Annotated in this window: 17 protein-coding genes; 8 read left to right on the plus strand and 9 right to left on the minus strand. The window is 48.7% G+C overall.

Features of this window, described 5'->3' with window-relative positions; all coding sequences use genetic code 11:
• Positions 1-272: 272 nt before the first annotated feature.
• Positions 273-1,463, minus strand: a complete 1,191-nt coding sequence (locus J4G07_14445) for a Gfo/Idh/MocA family oxidoreductase (protein MCE2415191.1) — start codon at positions 1,461-1,463, stop codon at positions 273-275.
• 354 nt (positions 1,464-1,817) lie between these two features.
• On the opposite strand from J4G07_14445, the gene J4G07_14450 reads away from it, so the two are divergent.
• Both J4G07_14450 and J4G07_14455 read left to right on the plus strand, forming a co-directional pair.
• On the plus strand, positions 1,818-2,576 hold the full coding sequence (locus J4G07_14450; protein MCE2415192.1) for a hypothetical protein: 759 nt from the start codon (positions 1,818-1,820) through the stop codon (positions 2,574-2,576).
• A 160-nt stretch (positions 2,577-2,736) separates the two neighbouring features.
• Positions 2,737-4,683, plus strand: coding sequence for a hypothetical protein (locus J4G07_14455; GenBank protein ID MCE2415193.1), 1,947 nt, complete (start codon positions 2,737-2,739; stop codon positions 4,681-4,683).
• A 183-nt stretch (positions 4,684-4,866) separates the two neighbouring features.
• Here J4G07_14455 and J4G07_14460 read toward each other — a convergent pair whose 3' ends face one another.
• The 7 genes from J4G07_14460 to J4G07_14490 all read right to left on the minus strand — a co-directional run bounded on the left by J4G07_14460 (position 4,867) and on the right by J4G07_14490 (position 12,160).
• On the minus strand, positions 4,867-5,676 hold the full coding sequence (locus J4G07_14460) for a sugar phosphate isomerase/epimerase (protein ID MCE2415194.1): 810 nt from the start codon (positions 5,674-5,676) through the stop codon (positions 4,867-4,869).
• Positions 5,666-6,901, minus strand: coding sequence for a hypothetical protein (locus tag J4G07_14465; GenBank protein MCE2415195.1), 1,236 nt, complete (start codon positions 6,899-6,901; stop codon positions 5,666-5,668). The genes J4G07_14460 and J4G07_14465 overlap by 11 nt, the downstream gene beginning before the upstream one ends.
• A gap of 315 nt (positions 6,902-7,216) precedes the next feature.
• Positions 7,217-8,596 (minus strand): sulfatase, encoded by a 1,380-nt coding sequence (locus J4G07_14470; protein MCE2415196.1) that lies wholly within the window; start codon positions 8,594-8,596, stop codon positions 7,217-7,219.
• 112 nt (positions 8,597-8,708) lie between these two features.
• Positions 8,709-9,590 carry a hypothetical protein gene (locus J4G07_14475; protein ID MCE2415197.1) on the minus strand — a complete coding sequence of 294 codons (882 nt, stop codon included), beginning with the start codon at positions 9,588-9,590 and terminating at the stop codon, positions 8,709-8,711.
• A gap of 58 nt (positions 9,591-9,648) precedes the next feature.
• The gene (locus J4G07_14480; protein MCE2415198.1) at positions 9,649-10,569 is read right to left on the minus strand and encodes a hypothetical protein; all 921 of its coding nucleotides are present in this window, start codon (positions 10,567-10,569) and stop codon (positions 9,649-9,651) included.
• Between the two features lie 218 nt (positions 10,570-10,787).
• Positions 10,788-11,396: a CDP-alcohol phosphatidyltransferase family protein gene (locus J4G07_14485; protein MCE2415199.1), complete on the minus strand. Its 609-nt coding sequence runs from the start codon at positions 11,394-11,396 to the stop codon at positions 10,788-10,790.
• 95 nt (positions 11,397-11,491) lie between these two features.
• Positions 11,492-12,160: an LON peptidase substrate-binding domain-containing protein gene (locus tag J4G07_14490; protein MCE2415200.1), complete on the minus strand. Its 669-nt coding sequence runs from the start codon at positions 12,158-12,160 to the stop codon at positions 11,492-11,494.
• 541 nt (positions 12,161-12,701) lie between these two features.
• Between J4G07_14490 and J4G07_14495 the strand changes: the two genes are divergently transcribed.
• Complete coding sequence (locus tag J4G07_14495; GenBank protein MCE2415201.1) at positions 12,702-13,187, plus strand: hypothetical protein; 486 nt, start codon at positions 12,702-12,704, stop codon at positions 13,185-13,187.
• Positions 13,187-14,380: a mandelate racemase/muconate lactonizing enzyme family protein gene (locus tag J4G07_14500; protein ID MCE2415202.1), complete on the plus strand. Its 1,194-nt coding sequence runs from the start codon at positions 13,187-13,189 to the stop codon at positions 14,378-14,380. Before J4G07_14495 ends, J4G07_14500 begins: the two co-directional genes overlap by 1 nt.
• Positions 14,381-14,514: 134 nt before the next feature.
• On the opposite strand, the gene J4G07_14505 is transcribed toward J4G07_14500, so the two are convergent.
• Complete coding sequence (locus J4G07_14505) at positions 14,515-15,069, minus strand: T9SS type A sorting domain-containing protein (GenBank protein ID MCE2415203.1); 555 nt, start codon at positions 15,067-15,069, stop codon at positions 14,515-14,517.
• Between the two features lie 543 nt (positions 15,070-15,612).
• Between J4G07_14505 and J4G07_14510 the strand changes: the two genes are divergently transcribed.
• The 4 genes from J4G07_14510 to J4G07_14525 all read left to right on the plus strand — a co-directional run bounded on the left by J4G07_14510 (position 15,613) and on the right by J4G07_14525 (position 18,571).
• Positions 15,613-15,843, plus strand: coding sequence for a hypothetical protein (locus J4G07_14510; GenBank protein MCE2415204.1), 231 nt, complete (start codon positions 15,613-15,615; stop codon positions 15,841-15,843).
• A gap of 130 nt (positions 15,844-15,973) precedes the next feature.
• The gene (locus J4G07_14515) at positions 15,974-16,972 is read left to right on the plus strand and encodes a PD40 domain-containing protein (protein ID MCE2415205.1); all 999 of its coding nucleotides are present in this window, start codon (positions 15,974-15,976) and stop codon (positions 16,970-16,972) included.
• A 199-nt stretch (positions 16,973-17,171) separates the two neighbouring features.
• Positions 17,172-17,420: a hypothetical protein gene (locus tag J4G07_14520; protein ID MCE2415206.1), complete on the plus strand. Its 249-nt coding sequence runs from the start codon at positions 17,172-17,174 to the stop codon at positions 17,418-17,420.
• 131 nt (positions 17,421-17,551) lie between these two features.
• Entirely contained in the window at positions 17,552-18,571 is a 1,020-nt protein-coding gene (locus J4G07_14525; protein MCE2415207.1) for a PD40 domain-containing protein, read from the plus strand.
• Positions 18,572-18,711 lie beyond the last annotated feature (140 nt).

Below are 18,711 nucleotides of genomic sequence, written 5' to 3' on the forward strand. Positions count from 1 at the left end.
GACAGTCAGCAGTTAACGGCAATAGTTTGGATGGCGACTGTAATGCTGTTGGGCAGCATCCGTGCTACGGAGCATTCTGGCAAGAGATGAAGAAAAGGCGAGGTTAGAAACCTCGCCAGCGCAGGAGGATATGTGGTATTCGGAGCGGTGTTTTTGCTTGGGTGTTCCTGTCCTCCTACAAAAGAGTCGGGAATCGGAGTTCCCTCCTACAGAAGAGGGGCTGAATGCCTCAGCGAAAACGTTTGAATTCACTCGCCCAATATGCTATGATGTTAGCGACGTGGAAAGAATGTATCAATCCCGGCTTCAATGTCCTCAATCGGATGCCCATGTTGCTGCTGATAACTTTCGTGGGTGTCGCGCTCTGTTGCTGTTAGGTCGGTCAGTGGAAAGGTAATGGCTTCTCTGCTACGATTCCCAGATTCGTTCATGGCGATGTTCATCTCTTGGTCTTGCCTACCGAGCACAGCACCGTATTCGGGTTCGGTATCGTTCAGCACAGCCGTGGCGATGCTGAGGAGTTCATCTGCCACTGCCATTTGTCGCTCGGAGATGGGATAGTCCTTGAGTGGGTTCTCCCATGTCACAGTCTGTTCAGGTAATTGCAATTCGATCTTCTCAATGACTTCGACACCATCCACGTCAATTGTGGTTTGCTTGGGGCGGTAAGCGATGCCGAGAGCACCAGATTGTAGATCCTCTGCGGGGGTTACGTAGATATCCTGACCAACAATGGTGCCTTTGCTGCCATCGATCTGCGAAATACCGGTTTGTCCGCGTCCCAAGGATCGGGCGTGGATAACGTTGGAATAGACCATGAGGGCGGTCGCGTTGTTGTCGAATTCAATAAAGGCGAGGCTCCAGTTGTCGCTTGTATGATGCCGCTTCATCCGATCAATAATCGGGATTACAGGACTTGTTTGCGTGATACCGAGCATAGATTTCGGCTCACCCCCAGCACGGAGGCGGAGCATGCTCATCCCATGATGACCCCCTTCATGGAAAATTCGGTAGATCCGAGCGACTTCACCGATAACGTCTGCTTCAATAACTTTTGATAAAAACCGCTCACGTGGCACACGGTAATAGTTTTCAGCGATCTCAAGTTTGACATTATTCGCTTTGGCACTTTCAATCATCAGGTCTGCTGTAGGGAGTGTAACAGTAATAGGCGTTTCACAAAGGATATGAACGCCGGCATCTGCCATAAAACATGCAATCGCGTGATGTGCGAGCGCCGGAACAGTAATATCAACGACATCCAGTTGTTCTTGGGCAACGAGATCTCGGACATGGGTGTACGGGGTCGCGCCATATTGCTTCGCGTAGTGCGTTGCGACTTCCTCGTCTATATCGCAAATTGCGACGAGATTGTAAATATGTTTAAGTTGCGCAATAACGGGCAGATGCGCACCACTGCCTCGCCTTCCTGCGCCCACTAAAGCGATATTGAGTTTGGACATGGAGGTCTCCTTTTATTGGCTACCAGCCATCAGCTGTCGGTATTTCGTTGTAATGAAGATAGCAGTTGTATAAAAATGTGTCAACGAAAACCTTGGACCTTTATGGGAAAATATACAATTAACCTACAGTTGCCACCTATTTGTGCACATAGCACTCCGCTGGAGTGCAAGAGGCTGTGGATCCCGATTTCTATAGATATATCACCCCGGAATCAACGGTATGAATGCCTTATGGCATTCCCCGGGGGTGAGGAAAATGCCTAAGATCCGTCGTTGAAACGTGCTGTGGATCCCGATTTTTGTTTTCACTAAACCTCGTCCAGCAAAGAGAGCGGCGTAAGTCCTGAAGATATTATGTTAGCCATCATCCTTAAAGAACTCCATTGTTATTGTAATTCTACCAAATATCGGCGCATCCAGTTTCTGATTATATGTGCCCTTGCACTGCTCTTATTCGTGGCAACGGTTGAATTCTATGCCGACAGCCGCACGGGGAAACCTATTGATGTCGGGAAACAGACGTATACGCTTTTTATTATCGCCCTTTTGATTGTGCAATTTTGGGTACCACGGCATGCGGTTGAGGCATGGCATATTGAAGTGGCTCAAAGGTCTTATTCAGCACACCTACGGGAATTTGGACAGAATGGAGCACTTCTCGCGCTCACGCCATTGACACATTGGAAAATTTTGGTAGGTAAGCTCAGTGCAATTGTGGTATGGAGTCTGTGGAGCATTTGGCTAACCCTTCCACTGTTGGCACTCTCAAACTACATAGGCGGTTTGACAGTGGCGCAATTAGTGAGATGTGGGGCAGTATTATTGGTCAGTTGTATTTTTTATGCGCTGATCGGGGTTAGTTTTGCGTTATGGAATTCTTCCAGTCGGGCAAAGAGCGCAAGTTATGGATTCATTCTGCTCACGACTTTCCTTCCACTGGTTCCTATCCCGCCATTCAACGCAATTCCGTTGTTTGCGGCGATAAGTCCACTGTGTGCCGTGTTATCAATTCTTAATGCGGATCCAGCGCACTTGTGGGTATGGAATATCGGGTTGTTTTTCACACTATTTTTGCTGCTTTTCCCTATCCTGCTGAGACGGATGCGTTTCTGAACTGGATGCACCCTTTACTGAGAAAAAGATTGATTTGTCGCTGAAAATGTGATAATATGTAACCAGTTCCGGCAGGCAGGTCCCGCCGTAAATCCTCCAGCAGTACCTCTCTTCTCTTCGATTTTAATTGAGATCCTTGAAGTCCCAATATACGTGAGATATGGCGCATACACAAAAATATTCACCCACCCCTCAAGAAACACCGCAGTCAGCACACCCTGGTGTTACCTTCCGCGCGATTTTGATCGGCATTATCCTCATACCGCCAAACACCTATTTCATCATGGCGAACCATCTCCGTTACTGGAGCACTTTACCCACAACGATGTCGCTGATTTACAACGTCGTGGTAACATTGGTGGTGTTGACGTGCCTTAATTTCTTAATCAAATTGCTGTTGCCTCGTTTCGCACTCCAACAGGGAGAACTGCTCACTATTTACGTTATCCTCTCCATCTCATCGGCGATTGCCGGGCATGATATGATGCAGACCGTTGTGCCTGTGATTCCGAACGGTTTTTGGTTTGCGACACCTGAAAATGAATGGCAACAACTCTTCTGGCGGCACCTACCGAGTTGGATGACACTCAGTGAGTTGTCTGTCTTGCAAGATTTTTACGATGGAGATACAACTTTTTACACACAAAGGTATCTATCAGCGTGGTGGGAACCGATTTTATGGTGGACTATTTTTTTGTCTGTGTTGATTTGGGTGATGATTTGCATCGACCTGCTCCTCCGGAAGCAGTGGATTGAACGTGAACGGCTTAGTTACCCGATTGTCCGTCTGCCGATAGAGATGACTTACTCAGATGGACGACTCTTTAAAAACCGGATGTTGTGGGCAGGCTTCGCGATTGCGGGCGGTATCGACCTCATCAACGGTATTCACGCGTTCCTTCCAACATTTCCAGAGATACCGGTTCGTAAGGCAGACCTCGGCATCTATTTCACCGAGAAACCGTGGGATGCAATGGGCTGGACCCCTATTTATATTCTCTCATTCGGCGTAGGACTTGCATTTTTAATGCCGTTGGAAATGTCGTTCTCGCTCTGGTTTTTCTACCTGTTTTGGAAGGGGGAACGCATTTTGGGACGGGCGATGGGACTTCAAGTTTTGCCCGGTTTCCCTTACGACGGACCGCAAGGCGTAGGCGCGTATCTGGCTATCGCCTGTTTCGGACTCTATGGGGGGCGGAAGCATTTTTACGGGATGTTCAGAAACCTGATGGGTCAAAAAGACACGAAGCTTCCACCTGAGATGCGAGATTCAACAGACTATCGATGGCCACTGGCAGGGTTAATTGGTGGCGTTCTCTTCCTTTTCATCTTTTCACACCGTGGAGGGATGGCTATCTGGATGATAGCGTTGTATTTTGCTGTCTACTATCTTCTCGCGCTGGGGATTACACGTGTTCGTGCTGAAGTTGGACCACCGACGCATGAGATGTTCGTCGCAAACCCGCGACAATTTATCATAGATTCGCTCGGCTCGCGCATGATTCCGCCACCGAGTTTAACGATGATGTCCCTCTATTTCGCGTTTAACCGTGGGTACCGCGCCCATCCGATGCCTCATACACTGGAAGGTTTTAAACTCGTGGAAGTGGCGAATATGCGGGCAGGACGGATGGTGGTGGCACTGATGTGCGGCGTTTTTTTCGGGATTCTCGCCTCATTTTGGGCATACTTGGTGGTTTCCTACAAGATAGGTGCGAACCCTGGATTGGGAAGCGGCGGTTACAATATGCTCCGCTCGTGGCTCTACTATCCAACAGAAACGGACATCCCTGCGGTAACGTTTATGGGGGTCGGATTCCTATTTACGGGATTGTTGTGGTGGATGCGCACGCGTTTTCCGATGTTTCCGTTTCATCCGACCGGCTACGCGGTGGCGAGTAGCATGTGGACCTTCGGTTGGCTTTGGTTTTCCGTGCTGATTAGCTGGGCAATTAAGAATCTCATCTTGCGGTTTGGTGGCATTCGGCTTTACCACCGGGTGTTACCGCTGTTTTTGGGACTCATCCTCGGTCAATTCATTGTAGGCGGCACGTGGGTGCTGATTCGGCTTATCTGGGGAATTTCTGTTTATTCGTTTTACCGTTAGCGTGTCTGAATCAGGATTTTCAGGATTCAAGGATTTCCCGGATAAGAAAACCGCTGTTCATTCGGAACCACAGGAGCACAACAGATTCCGATTTTGGGCTGCAATTCCTGAAATCGGTGCGGTTGGGAAACCGCACCTACCAGGGTCGGGAATAATATTTGTCAAAATTTCATACAGTTTGCGCTACAAATACTCCGCGAATTCATCTCGGATGCGGACTTTGTCTGTGTCATCCCCGAAACCGAGACTAAACCAGCCCTCATAGCCACGCCTATTCAACTGTGCAAATAGATCCGCAAAATCAATCGTCCCTTCACCCGGGATGAGGTGGATTTCATATTCGCCGGTATTGTCGTTGAGGCGGACCTGACCGATATTCCCAACACCGAAAGCATCCAAGAACCCTCGCCATCCTTCAGGAACGAGATGTCCGTGTGCGACATTAAACGCCCACTTGAGATATGGAGAACGAAACGTATCGAAAAACCAGTGTGTTTCTTCAACATTATGGGGGATGTAATGGATTTCGGCGTGTTCGGGTTCCCGGTTGTGATTCTCAAAGAAGATGACTATCTCCGCCTGTTCCGCCCGCTCGATCAATCGCTGGATGCGCTGAATCGCTGCATCACGGCGTTGCGCGACATCTCCGAAATGATAGCCGCCATGCCCAATGAGCCAACCACACCCAAGCCGGTGTGCCAACTCTAAGTTCGCGTAGAGATAACCATCTACCGCCTCAGACATGATCGGCACGTACTCAGCATTGTTAATTGCCGACGAAGGGTGAATACCGATGGCGACTTCGTGTGTTTCACAGAGATCACGGACTTTGCGAGCGCGCGCTGAATCAAACGAGGCTATGTCATTTGGAGGGACATCGGCTTGGAAGTCGATATACCCAAACCCATTTTCCGCCGCCCACTGGATGGACTCTTCGATCGGTTTATTCTTTGGGGCATCAAACCCAAAACGTTCTTTCGTATTATTCTGCAAATTCTCTGCCCTCCCGTTGTGTCGTCTCCCATTTTCGGTGTGTTGCAAAGAGTTTAACCTCATAGGGACGCATTCGTGTCACGAACGAACCATCAGACACAGAGGTTTTCTCGTCACCGTAGAGTTCTATAAATTCAGTGCCGTTTAAGGCATCCAGCCCAGTCACTTCGACTCCCATGTGAGCGTGTTCATCTTCGTTGACGAGGGCAACAAGCCAGTCCCGTCCGATCCTACGAGCCGTCATACTCACACCCCGCAGCGAAGTTGGGATAGGTATATCGGTGCGTCCGTCATCAATCATTTGCACCGTGACATATCGCTCGATCGGTGCTGTGAGAAAAGGTTGGAGTGCAGCGAGTTCGCTCGTTAAAGCATAAAGCGATTTCCGAAACGCCTCTTTTCCCTCGGATTTGAGATAACTGGATCCCCAATACAGAATGCCCCTCGCCCCGTGTGTAATACAGGCATACGCCATCAGGCGCGACTCAGCAAAGGTCGGAAACGCGGTGATGTCAGTGTCTCCATCATCCAAATCGTTCCACGAAAATCCCTGAAGCACCATCCAAACGGGCCTGCCTTTGCCGACCTGTCTCCAACGGTCTGTGGAATCGGCGAGACGGATAGCAGGACGGCCATCTGCCCGAATTGGATAATCGTCGCACCCCGTGATGTCTACGGAGTCAATGTACTGTCGGACAAATTTCAGGTCGCTGTCGCGCGCCTCATTGATCCAAATCTGCCGATTGTGCGGATCAACACTGCGGATGAATTCAACAGCCTCCTGCATCTTGGGCATAATTTCTGCCGCTTGTTCTTCAGAATACTGTATAGCGAGCGGTGTCTGCATCCACCATTCGCCTTTATTCGGGAATACTGCCAGCTGATCTTGTCTCCAGAGCCCGCTATATGCGGTGAAGCTCCACACCACTTCATCTGGACCTTCCCAGACAGCAAGTGCAGGATGGGCTGCGAGGGCTCGGATATTCTCCTGAAATTCGGGTGTTGCACCGGATCGCAGCCCCAACGGCACCCATCCCATCATCCCGTGTGCTTGTGCGCGATCAAGTGAATCCGTGTTACCACATCGAATGAGATTAACACCTGCTTCTGCCATATCTCTGCGCGCGTCATCGTCAGCAGGATGTTCATAAAACCCTATTGGAAAGAGTCGTCGTCCATCCTGCGTGAGAAACCCATCGCCATGTCCATAGAGCATATCCTTCATTGAGAGCCTCCATATTATTAGCCATCAGCCATCAGCAGTCGGCGGTCAGTAGTCACGATTTACTGGCGCGGATGGAAAATAGGAAGGGTGGAAAAGTTTCTTCTCCCCTCTTCCATGTTTTCATCGGTTTGAAAGCAGAGTGTCGGGATGGAAGGCATTCCTTCGGTCTATCCCTTATAGTAAAGCCTATGATTAAATGGACGCTAAAGAGTTGGCGAGGTTACAAACCTCGCCAGCGGAGGAAAGGAATCGTTGTTTTCTAAAATGTCAACATATTTTCGGGCTTTACTATAATATCCGTGTTGTGGATAAGCCCTACGTTAGCAGGCGGTTTTCCCACCATGCGACGTAATCCGCATCGCTTATATCGTGTGAAAGTCCACGTTTTTCCATGTCCTGCTGGAATCTTTCCGCCATATTCTCGTCCCAATAAGTGGTGACCTCTGAGGATTCAGGTATGTCGCCCATGTCCCCTGTTTCTGCTCTCCACGTATCAAGGTGCGCGACGAGTTCGCCGCGCACGGTGTCATAGTTTGGATCGGTGGCGAGGTTATTAATTTCATAGGGATCCGCTTCCAAATCATATAACTCTTCAGACGGGCGCGTCTGTTTCATGAAATGCTGTTGCGCGGGGGACAATTCGCCGTTTGCGTCTAACAGTGGCATCAAGCTCCAGAGCGGATACTGCTGTTTCTTGTAGCCGTTGAATTGCATATAGGGACGCTCAGGGTGATAATTGCGAATGAGTTTATAGCGGTGCGTCCGTATGCACCGGATTCTGTCATCCGTTCCGTCACACCGATCCCTTGCGGCGAAGATTGCGTCGCGCGATGTTGCCTCTGCTCCGAGGAAAATTTGCCCTTGCATGAAGTCAGAAATGTCAATACCAGCAAGGGATAGCGTTGTCGGCGCGAAATCAACACCACTGATGAGTTTGTCATCAACGGTCCCAGAGTCAACGCGACCGGGCAATCGAACGATGAGCGGAATATGGATGCCACCCTCATAGAGGAACTGCTTGCAACGGATATGTGCCCGTCCGTGATCGCTCATGAAGAAGATGATCGTGTTGTCCGAGAGTCCTTCATCATCCAACCGTTTGAGGATGTGTCCGACCTTTTTATCTAAAATTTGAATACTCTCAAGGTAGAGTGCCCAATCCTTTCGGACAAGCGGATGGTCGGGATAGTAAGGTGGTAATTCAACATCCTCCGGAGAAATAGGACGCTCTGGGTCTGGCTTGAAGACGCGATGTGTATCAGGGATGTTAATCTGGGCGTAAAAGGGTTTCCCTTCAGGTCGTTCGCTCCAGTCAATGCCATCAAAAGGTTGTTCGCGCTGAAAGTTGAAATCGGTTTTTCCGGGACGATCGTAAGGGGGTCCTGGACTGTTGCAAGTGAAATAGCCTGCTTCCCGGAAGCAATCGGTGATAAGCTTCATATCTGTCCGTAACGGTTTATCACGATTACTGCGATGGTTGTGCGCATCAAAGTGTGTCTGATAGGTTCCTGTAATCAGGGCGGAACGGCTTGGCGAACAGACCGGACATGTGACGAAAGCATTGGTATAACAGGTGCCCTCCGATGCAAGCCGATCAATATTTGGCGTTGCAACGGCAGGTGTGCCGTAACAGCCGAGATCTGGCGAGAGATCCTCACCATAAATCCAGAGGACATTCGGTTGTTCTGTAGACATATTTTAATTATTCCTTGCGGATAAGTATCAGTTGCCTGTATCTTGACGTTCTTCGCTTTCGAGCCGCCTGCGCCGTTGTTGCAGGCTACGGTTTCGTTAGGAAAAATTTATGCTACGAGTAAAACGACTCCGTTTCGTTGACGTTATCCACCACATAGCGATTACGGAACAACGTTCGCCGAAGCGGTGGCATTTCAGCGAGGAGTTTTGGAGGCGGTTTGTATACCTTCGCGAAACCGCTATCGACAGGACTATAGAGGTTAAAGACGGCGATCCTGTCGTTTTCAGTATTCGTCCACTCTGTAGCACTATGGGTGAGTGCTTCTGTGAAAAAGAGGAGTGAACCTCCTGGACAACCGTAAGTCGCCCAAATATCGGAATTAGGATTTTGGATATCAGGCGGTGCTGTGTAAACCGATTTGTGACTACCGGTTACCAAAAGGGTACCACCCTGCCCTTTCTTCACTTCGTTCAATTCCCATACAATACGGGTGTGCGGACTGTACCCTTTACCGGGGAAGGCGTTGTAATAGTGGACATCGCCGGGAAAACGGAGCAAGCCGTTGCCGTTATGCGGTCCAAACCGTCCCATGCCGGGTGTGCGATAAAAAAGACTTGCACTTTCAACGGCAAAACCGTAGCACTCTGGACTGGTTACAGCTGGATGCGCCGTGAATTCGTTGAGCAGTGAAACAACAAGTGGATGGTCGATGAGTTTCTGCAACGGACCACCGACGGGACTCCGTTCATGCTCTGGGATAGATTCTGGGTCGTGGTGTAGGCGGTAGCCAAAATCACGCATCTCTTTGAGTTCTGATCCAGTAAACACCTCCGGGACCAGAAACCAACCGTGCGTATCAAAGGCATAACGCTGTTCAGGGGTCAACTCAGGAATAGCTAAACCATCGGCGTTTCGGGTAGGAAATTCGCATGTATCTGGTGGTAACAATGCCCCAAGCCACGGTTGCTGATTTTTGTCCGTCTGTTTTTCCATTTTTTAATTTTTCCTTACGGTTCGGTGAGGTCGGTAAAAGTCTTACGGCTTTAGGCGTTTAAACTTCAGCGGGATAGGCGGATGTCCGCTGGTTAAAATCTCCGTTCACGACGTTGCCACCTGCATAAGCCTCTCGGAAAAGTGTCTGTCGTTTGGAAGGCATGGCTTCAATGAGCTGCGGATGGGGCAGCCAATTCGACCAGCGACTCGCTACCGTATTGTACACATTCGAGATAGTAACTCGCTCAACACCACTGACTTGGACCTGCATTTGCGTCATAGATTCTGTGAGGAGAAAGAGAGAACCGGGCGGGCATTCATACGTTTCCCATAACGACGAGTCTGGGTTCTGCGAGGCATCTGGTATCGGGTATGCGGCTTTATGGCTCCCCGTAATAAACCGAAGGCTGTTTGTCTGGGCAGTGACCTCGGTGAGTTCCCATATAACACGTGTCAGACCACTCCAGCCGCGTCCCGGCACGCACCGATAGAGATGAGAATCCCCCGGTAAACGAAATAACCCGTTTCCTTTGTGAAGTCCTGACTGAATCTCAGGACGTGCTGAAGTGTTTCCTATGGATGCCACTGTCTCTTCGAGTCGAAATCCATAGCAATCCTCACTTGCGGCGGGTGGATACGCCAAGAATTCATTCAGAAATCCAACGATAATCGGATGGTCAGCGAGTTTCTGAAGTGGACCGCCGAGTGCGCAACGTTCTGGTTCCGGGATATGCTCCGGTGCCTCATAGAGACGTTGACAGAATTCACGCATTTCTACGATGTCAATGTCCGATAAAACCCCTGGGACAAGGAGCCAGCCATTGCGATCAAAATCGTATTTCTGCTTCTGGGTTGGAGCAATGACGGTCACACCATCAGCGTTGGTTCGCGTTAGATCTTCGGGCTCGACCTCAACGGCACTCCCCAAGTTTTTGTTAACAATAAAAGGTTTTCTGGTTGCGAGTTCTTTGTAAGCCATCAGGATACTTCCTTCTATGGTAAAGCCCATCACTACTTAGACATTGGCAGTAGACGAGAGGAACACCCCAGCAAAAATACCTCGCCCGCGGAGAAGGGGCGTTGTTTCTTAAGATGTCTATTTATTTTTCGGCTTTACTACAATTAACATGCGTTTGAAACTGTATTCCATAGCCTTGGAAAACAATCGTTAAGTTTACCATCCTCGGTCGGGATTGATTAGCGGTTCTGTGTTTCTAACATGCGGAACATGTGTCGAGCATAACTCACCGTTGAGATAAATACAAATACCAACGCGAGACAAAGACCGTAAAATTCAATATTCCTTGGTAAACGTGGAATTATGGGACGGAGCAAATATAGCAGTATAACAATTGACAAAAAGAAACTGGTACATTTCCCCCAAAGGTTAGACCGGGTAATCATCTTCGCCCGATATGCCAAAACAGCATTGCCAAGTACGATTAAGGTATCACGGACAACGATCACCAGAAATGCCCAGACTGGAAACCTTGAATGGAATATAGCGAGTGCAAAGATTCCTGCGGCGAGTGCGAGTTTATCTGCGACCGGATCTAAGATATAACCGAGTTGGGTGTGCTGCTTTAAACGTCGGGCAAAAAACCCATCTAAGAGATCCGTAATAACGGCGACTGCGCCACAAGCAATCGCGACGACCCACTGCGCACGGTAAATGAAGTAGAAGATAAACGGGACCGTGAGGAGTCGGCAAACCGATAAAATATTGCTGATATAGAAGAAATCCCGGGATGTAATCTGGATCGACCGGGTTTCGGTAAATTGATGGATGGGAGTCTTTAGTGCCATTATGTTATAGCGTTGCAGATAGGATGCTGTGCTGTAGGAGCGTGTGTCTCAATATGGGAAACCAGCCAACTTTGTCCAACACGATTACAACCCTCTCAATTGTTTTGTGCCGCCAATTGAAAGGCGATTCGCCGATTCTGATCGGTCAGGATTTCGATTTCGCGTGTGAGGAGCTGCTCTAAGGGAATTGTCTCCAATAAGGTTTGCTTTTCTTCAAGGGAAATCCGTAGCCGTATGCCGACTTGATAAGCCAGTTCCCTTGGATCATCCGGTTGTTCTTCAGGCGGGTTCCAAGCGAAAATTAATCGACTGGATAATTTTTCGTATGCTTTATACAATTCTTCAGCCTGTGTCGTGAGTAATTCCGATACCGATTCAATTTCCGTATCCAAATCATCTAACATCCGAACCCGCCCTGTAAGATAGGAGAGATGCTCTTGGACTTCCAGAATCTGAAAGCGGTATTCACCAGCTGTGATAATATTCATGCGCCCGTCGTCTAAATGTTCAACTTGCAAGATACGGGCGGCTGTCCCAATTTCATACGGTGTGGCAGCGTCCCCTACCTCTTCACCTTCTTTGATAAGCACAACTCCAAACTCGGACTGATGTTCCAAACAGAATTTAACCATCGTCCGGTAACGCGGTTCAAAGATGTGCATCGGTAAAAATCCACCCGGAAACAAGACCGCCTGTAACGGAAAAAGCGGAATTTGTCGTTCATAAGACGTTTGACTCTTCGATGAGACTGGGGCACTCCGCATGTGAAAACTCCTCTATGCAGGATGTTCAATGTACAAGATGGATTTTATTTTTAGCACCGTAGAACACTATAAAGGATAGCCTGCCAAGAACCAACCTTTGCTTATAGCGTATCTAACAGATAATCTGTTTTTAGGCACAACCTTCTTTATATTTTTACACAAAACACCTGATTCGTCAATAGTTTTTTATGCAGCATATAGGGCTATTCAATAATATGATGTATTCATTGTCTGAATCAGGATTTGCGGGATTCAAGGATTTGCAGGATTATAGCAGCCAGTGGACGAAACTGGTGCGGCTCGGCACGAGCGAAGGGTCGCGAGCGGGAGCTCGCTCCTACAGGGGCTCCGCTCAAACCGAAACCCAATAATTTCGGGAAACCAAATGACCCTGGCTCAATTACGAAGAGTCTTGACATTTAGTGAATTTTCGGCTATAATGCTTCTAAGCAATTTTATTATCGCTTATGCTATACAACTCAAATTGATATTTGTGCATGCCCGGTGTAGGCAACGGATATCAAAAGGATTGGAGAAAATCGTGAATTCAGAAAAATTGGGAAATGCTTTATCAAAATCCAAAGACATCGCCATGACCCTTTTAGGGAACGTGCTGTATCGGACGCGCATTGAACCGATCCGTGACGCAGACGGGCTCAAGGGTATGAAAGCCCGTTGGATAGGCGACCCAGGGGAAGACGTGATCGAGATCAACACCCCTTCAGGGAGCGCAGATCTTACAATAGACGGCAACACAGCACCAACAATTGAGTACGTACAAGATGGTGAGAAACGGACAATCGCTGTCAGAGATATAAAAAACCTCTCATGCGAACTTGATAGAGAGACAATGGATGAGATCGCCACGCCAAGAGGCGCGAGTATCGCGATATGTATTGGTGCGGGAGTCGGGCTACTCGGCTGGTTCTTGATCACAGTGATGCGTGCGTTACCTGCGCCACGAACAGCACAAGACGATTCTGCAGCAATGCCTCCGATTGACCCTATAAAAGATCGTGATAAATAATGAAAATCACGGCTGTCGATCCCTTTTATCTTCGGATGCCAGACATCACAACCGCGGCGGATGGAACACAAGACACACTTTTAGTACGTATTCAAACGGATACAGGACTTGAAGGATGGGGTGAATGTGATGCCTCGCCGTTAGTCAGCCTCGCCGTTTATTGCTGTCCGATGTCGCACGGGAATATCATCAACATTCGCACTTCACTCATTGGTGAAACACTTGAGGGTCCCGATGATGTGCTCCGACTGAGCGACAAGACCCTCCGGAACGGACTGGATATTCAGCAGATTCAGCATGCTTACAGTGGTGCTGAAATCGCGTTGTGGGACGTTATTGGGCAGCAGTTAAATAAACCCGTCTACCGCCTCCTCGCCGAGATGTCAGGAACATCTGAGACAGCACACCCTAAACTGCCGTATGCATCTGTCCTTTTTGGCGACACCCCGGAAGCAACCCATCGCATAGCGACAAGGCTCCGTGAACAGGGGTACCGTGCTGCGAAGTTCGGTTGGGGACCGATGGGAAGATTCGGTGAGGCAAACGACATCGCACTTGTGCGTGCTGCGCGTGAAGGCATGGGAACAGAAGCACAGATTATGATTGATGCCGGCGTTGTCTGGGGGAGTGACCACGAAACGGCTTACCAGCGTGCTGAGGCATTCTCGCAGTTTTCCCCGACATGGCTGGAGGAACCGCTTGCTCCCGATGCAGTCGATGCCTACGGTGCGCTAACGCGTCGGAATCCGTCTGTTCGTATCGCAGCAGGCGAAGGATCGAACACCTACCGGATGGCAGAAGATATTATCGTATACGGTGGCATTGCGTTCGTGCAGATTGACGCGGGACGCATCGGTGGAATTCTGCCTTCTTTTCAGGTTCGTCAACTCGCGGAGCGGCATGGTATCCAGTACGTCAACCACACGTTTAAGAGCCACCTGAGTCTTGCGGCGGCACTTCACGTCTTTGCAACGAACCCTGATTTCAATCTATTAGAATACCCAGCGGCGGGATCGGAATTGTCGCAGCGGTTGGTAGCGGAACCGTTCCACGTTGAATCCGATGGCAGGGTTCGGGTAAAGGAATTACCCGGACTCGGTGTCCGTGTAGATACGGAAGCAATTCGCCCGTATTTAGCACCAGTCCGAATTGACGTAGGGACAGACACGGTTTTTGAACAGAGAAGTTTGTAGACAGGTTCACGCAATCAATAGCCTCCTACTACCAACGCGTGTGTTTGTAGTAGCACGATTCATCGCACGTTTTAAATACGTGTTGACGGGCAATGAATGGTTTCCCTACTACAAACCATAGGAAAGAAGAAAAATTATTTCAGAATGAGCATCTTCCGCGTAGCAGTGAAATCACCTGCTGTTAGTGTATAGAAATATGCGCCACTCGCTACTGACTCGCCCACTGTATTCCTACCGTCCCAATACGCCGCACGGAGACGAGATTCATAGATCCCCACAGGTTGATACCCTAACGACAGCGTCCGCACCAGTTGTCCATCTGTGGAATAGATAGAAATATTGACATCCACAGACTCTGCCAACTGATAGGGGATCCATGTTTCAGGGTTAAACGGATTCGGATAGTTCGCAAGCAACGCCGTTCTTTGCGGAGCCAGTGTTCTCAACAACCGTTCCAGGACCTGAATCCCTCGTTCATAGGAGAAACGATCCGACCTGGAAGTTTGGAGCAATTGCGCTGTTTCTCGCTTGGCGAGACGTAGCCCCTGCGCCACCTGTGTCGCTGACAAAGGGTGTGCAGAAGGTGCGCCCGCGACGTTCCCGAAAGCAACTGACAAGTATCGCCCCATCGGGGCTGAAAACAATGCTGCGGACACTTCTTCTATGCCCCTCAAGGGAATGTAGGACATCCCCTGTTTCAGGGTTCCATAAACGGACAATGCCGTCCCAGCTTCCACCGGCAATCATGCTGCCATCAGGGGAATATGTGAGTGCCGAAATACTATATCCATTCGCAGTAAAGAGCGCGATTGCTGCATCGGTTGCGGTATCATAGATCCAAACGCCGAGGGAACCTCCAGCAGCGAGCCGCGTGCCGTCCGGCGAATACTGAATTTCATAGAGCCACCCTTTGCCGAGGCGCGCTGTGGCACCTTTGGGCAGATGCCATTGCGGCGAATCTTGGGCAAAACTGTTGTAAGAGAAAAATAGCGTTGCCACACCGAGGATAATTATAGTAATGTGGAGGATCCATCGTCTGAACTGTGATTTCTCTGATTATGTGATGAGAGATACTTCTTATTTCCATCGGCGATTACAAGCAATTTTGGGTGATTTTTGGAGAAAAGTCACATTTTTTCAGATTATGCACGTTTTTAGATTAAAATTGTGTCTTTAATTGGGAAGTCAATCTTGCCGGCACAGAAGCCCCGGCAGAAAGGAGAAAAACCGAAATGAAAAAGAATCTCCGCGGTAAAATCCGCGAGTTCGTCCACTCCGAAGAAGGCAAGGTCGGGATAAAATCTCCACTGACCCTCGGTGTAGCGACCGGCAGTGTCCTGCTCGCGCAGGCAATCATCGGAACACCAGATGCTGCTGCAGGATTATGTAATCATCCCGATGCCTGCATGCCACCAAAGGCATGTCGTGGTCCCTTTGAGGATGGGTGGGGTACCTGTTATTAATAATGTCAATATAGATTGTGGGTAGACCGTCGTAATCTTGTTGACTTTCCAGCGTGTGGTGGCTTTACTATCACACGCTCCCACACACTGTGTGTATTACGTTTTTTTAATAATTATCGGAGACACACCTATGAAACGTATGTTCATTTTTTCTATAATCAGTCTGATACTACTGTGTGCAAGGGTGGGTCAGGTTTACGCAGAAGCCCCAACGACCCCGAAAATCTTGTTTACCTCATGGGATAACAATTACGAAATCTACATCATGAACCCAGATGGTAGCGAACAGATGAACTTAACACAACATCCCGCAAACGATGTGGGTGCCCTTTGGTCACCGACCGGTGAGCAGATTCTTTTCGTCTCCGATCGCGACGGGAACCGAGGAGACGTTCGCGATCGCGATCTGTACCTCATGGATCCTGATGGATCCAAGGTCCGACGCGTTTTCAAAAGAGAAATGCATAGAGACTCTTTGACGTGGTCTCCCGATGGAAAACAGATCGCTTACACGAATGTGGACTGGGGGAAACTCATATCCACTATCTACATTGCGCCCCTTGGAGAACCAGAAGAAGAGTCTCTCGTTGAGGGAGTTGATCCAGCATGGTCTCCGGATGGGACAGAAATCGCTTGTGCTATAGATGGTCGACTTACATTAATCAATGTCCACACAGGTGCGCAAAAACAACTCCTACCCAAGAAAGCTATGAATTGGCAACGTTATCCATCTTGGTCAGCTGTCGGCGATAAACTTACTTTTGCTTGGAATAAGCATCAGATACCACCAGTATTGGATCGGGATCTCCATAACGAATGGATCAAAAATCTTACAATCTATATTATAAACCGGGATGGCACTGATCTTAAACAACTCATTGATGAAGCCGGTCCGAGAGCAGATTATCCGGTGTTATCGCCTAATGGAAAGGAAGTCCTTTATACGCAGGAAATTAATGGTTTTCTGCAGATATTTAAACTTGATGTGAACAACGGTATTCGGACGCAGTTGACGCATATTGGTCCAAGGAATCTGGGTGGGGATTGGTTTGATCCGGCGTATGCGTTGCCGGTTTCACCACAACCTCAATTACTCACGACACTATGGGGAGAACTCAAACGGGAATAAGCTTTCAGACATAATCGACTTGGAACGCTTCAATACAAAAGCGGATATTTACCCAATTGAATCAGTTTTCAAGTTCTTCCAACAAGGTGCGAGCTTTTGTAAACAGCCACTTCTCGCTGGAGATGGGTTTCCCACCTACGATTGGGAAGCGAATCCCGCCGAAGTGAGATTTCCGGTAGAAAGACAGCGGTGAACTTGAATGAAAACAAATCTTCGCGGTAAAATCCGAGAGTTCGTCCACTCCGAAGAAGGCAAAGTGGGTATCAAATCCCCATTGACACTCGGTGCGGCGGTGAGTAGTGTGCTACTCGCGCAGGCTATCGTTGGAACAACACCCGCCCACGCATGGCAATGCACAAAGGGCGGAAATGAGTGCGATCCTGGCGAGATTTGCGATGGTCCTTTCGTCTGGAATGGACAAGCAGAGATCGGCACCTGTCATGACTAATGTCAATGTAGATTGTGGCATAGACCTATCATAATCTTGTTGACTTTTCCAGCGTGTGGTGGTTTCTACTGCCATACGCTCCTACGCACAGCGTATATTACGTCTTTTGAATAATTATCGGAGGGATAAAGATGAAACGTCCACTTGTCTTTTACATCATCAGTGGGATGCTACTGTGCGCGAAAATTTATCCACCTTTCGCAAAAGTACCAACGACCCCTAAAATCCTGTTTACCTCCGCACGAGACGGCAATTATGAAGTCTATAGTATGAACCCAGATGGCAGTGAACAGATAAACCTAACACAACATCTCGCGAATGATTTGAAAGCCGTCTGGTCCCCAACGGGCGAACAAATTCTTTTCATCTCCGATCGTGGGGGTGTCCGAGATCTGTATCTGATGGACCCAGACGGATCCAATGTTCGACGTGTCTTTAAGAGAAAAGCGAAAGTTGACAGATCAAATCCAACGTGGTCCGCCGATGGCAAACACATCGCTTACGATAACTTGGATTGGGGACATCCCGAGTATGGTATCTACATTACGACCCTTGGGGAACAAGAAGAGGAATTCCTTGGAAATTATTCCGATCCAGCATGGTCGCCGGATGGAACAGAAATTGCCTGTAGTGCAGCTAAACAGGGGAGCGATTGGATTATATTCATTAATGTTCGGACGCGAAAGCATGAACGACTCCTACCCAAGAAAGCATTACTTTGGCAAACCAATCCATCTTGGTCGGCTACCGGCGACAAACTCGCCTTTACTGGCAACAGGCAACCGTTACCCGCCATCTTGGATAGGGATCTGCACAATGCCTGGGCGGATAAATACACCATCTTCATCGTCAACAGAGGCGGCACCCATCTCAAACAACTCGTCGATGAAGTCGGTCCCATAGCATGGGATCCGGCTTTGTCCCCAAATGGAGACGAAGTTCTGTATTCACAGGAAATTAGGAAGATTGCCCAAATTTTCAAACTTGATGTAAACAGCGGTGTTCGGACGCAGTTGACGCATATTGGAATACCCAGATTTGGGAATTTTGGCGGAGATTGGTTTGATCCGGCTTATGCGTTGCCAGTTTCACCACAACCTCAGTTGCTAACCACAACATGGGCGGAAGTGAAAAAGAAGGACGATCCATAGACAAAGCATTTTCTTTTTTATCCTAATCAACTGTCCTAAAAATGCTTTCAATCCACTTCCAGTCATTAAAAGAACAACTCTGATAGAAAAAAAAGTAACTGATGAATGCACCACTATGAATTTGAAACCGCGTTTGAGGC

The organism is Candidatus Poribacteria bacterium, from assembly GCA_021295715.1.
Lineage (GTDB): Bacteria > Poribacteria > WGA-4E > WGA-4E > WGA-3G > WGA-3G.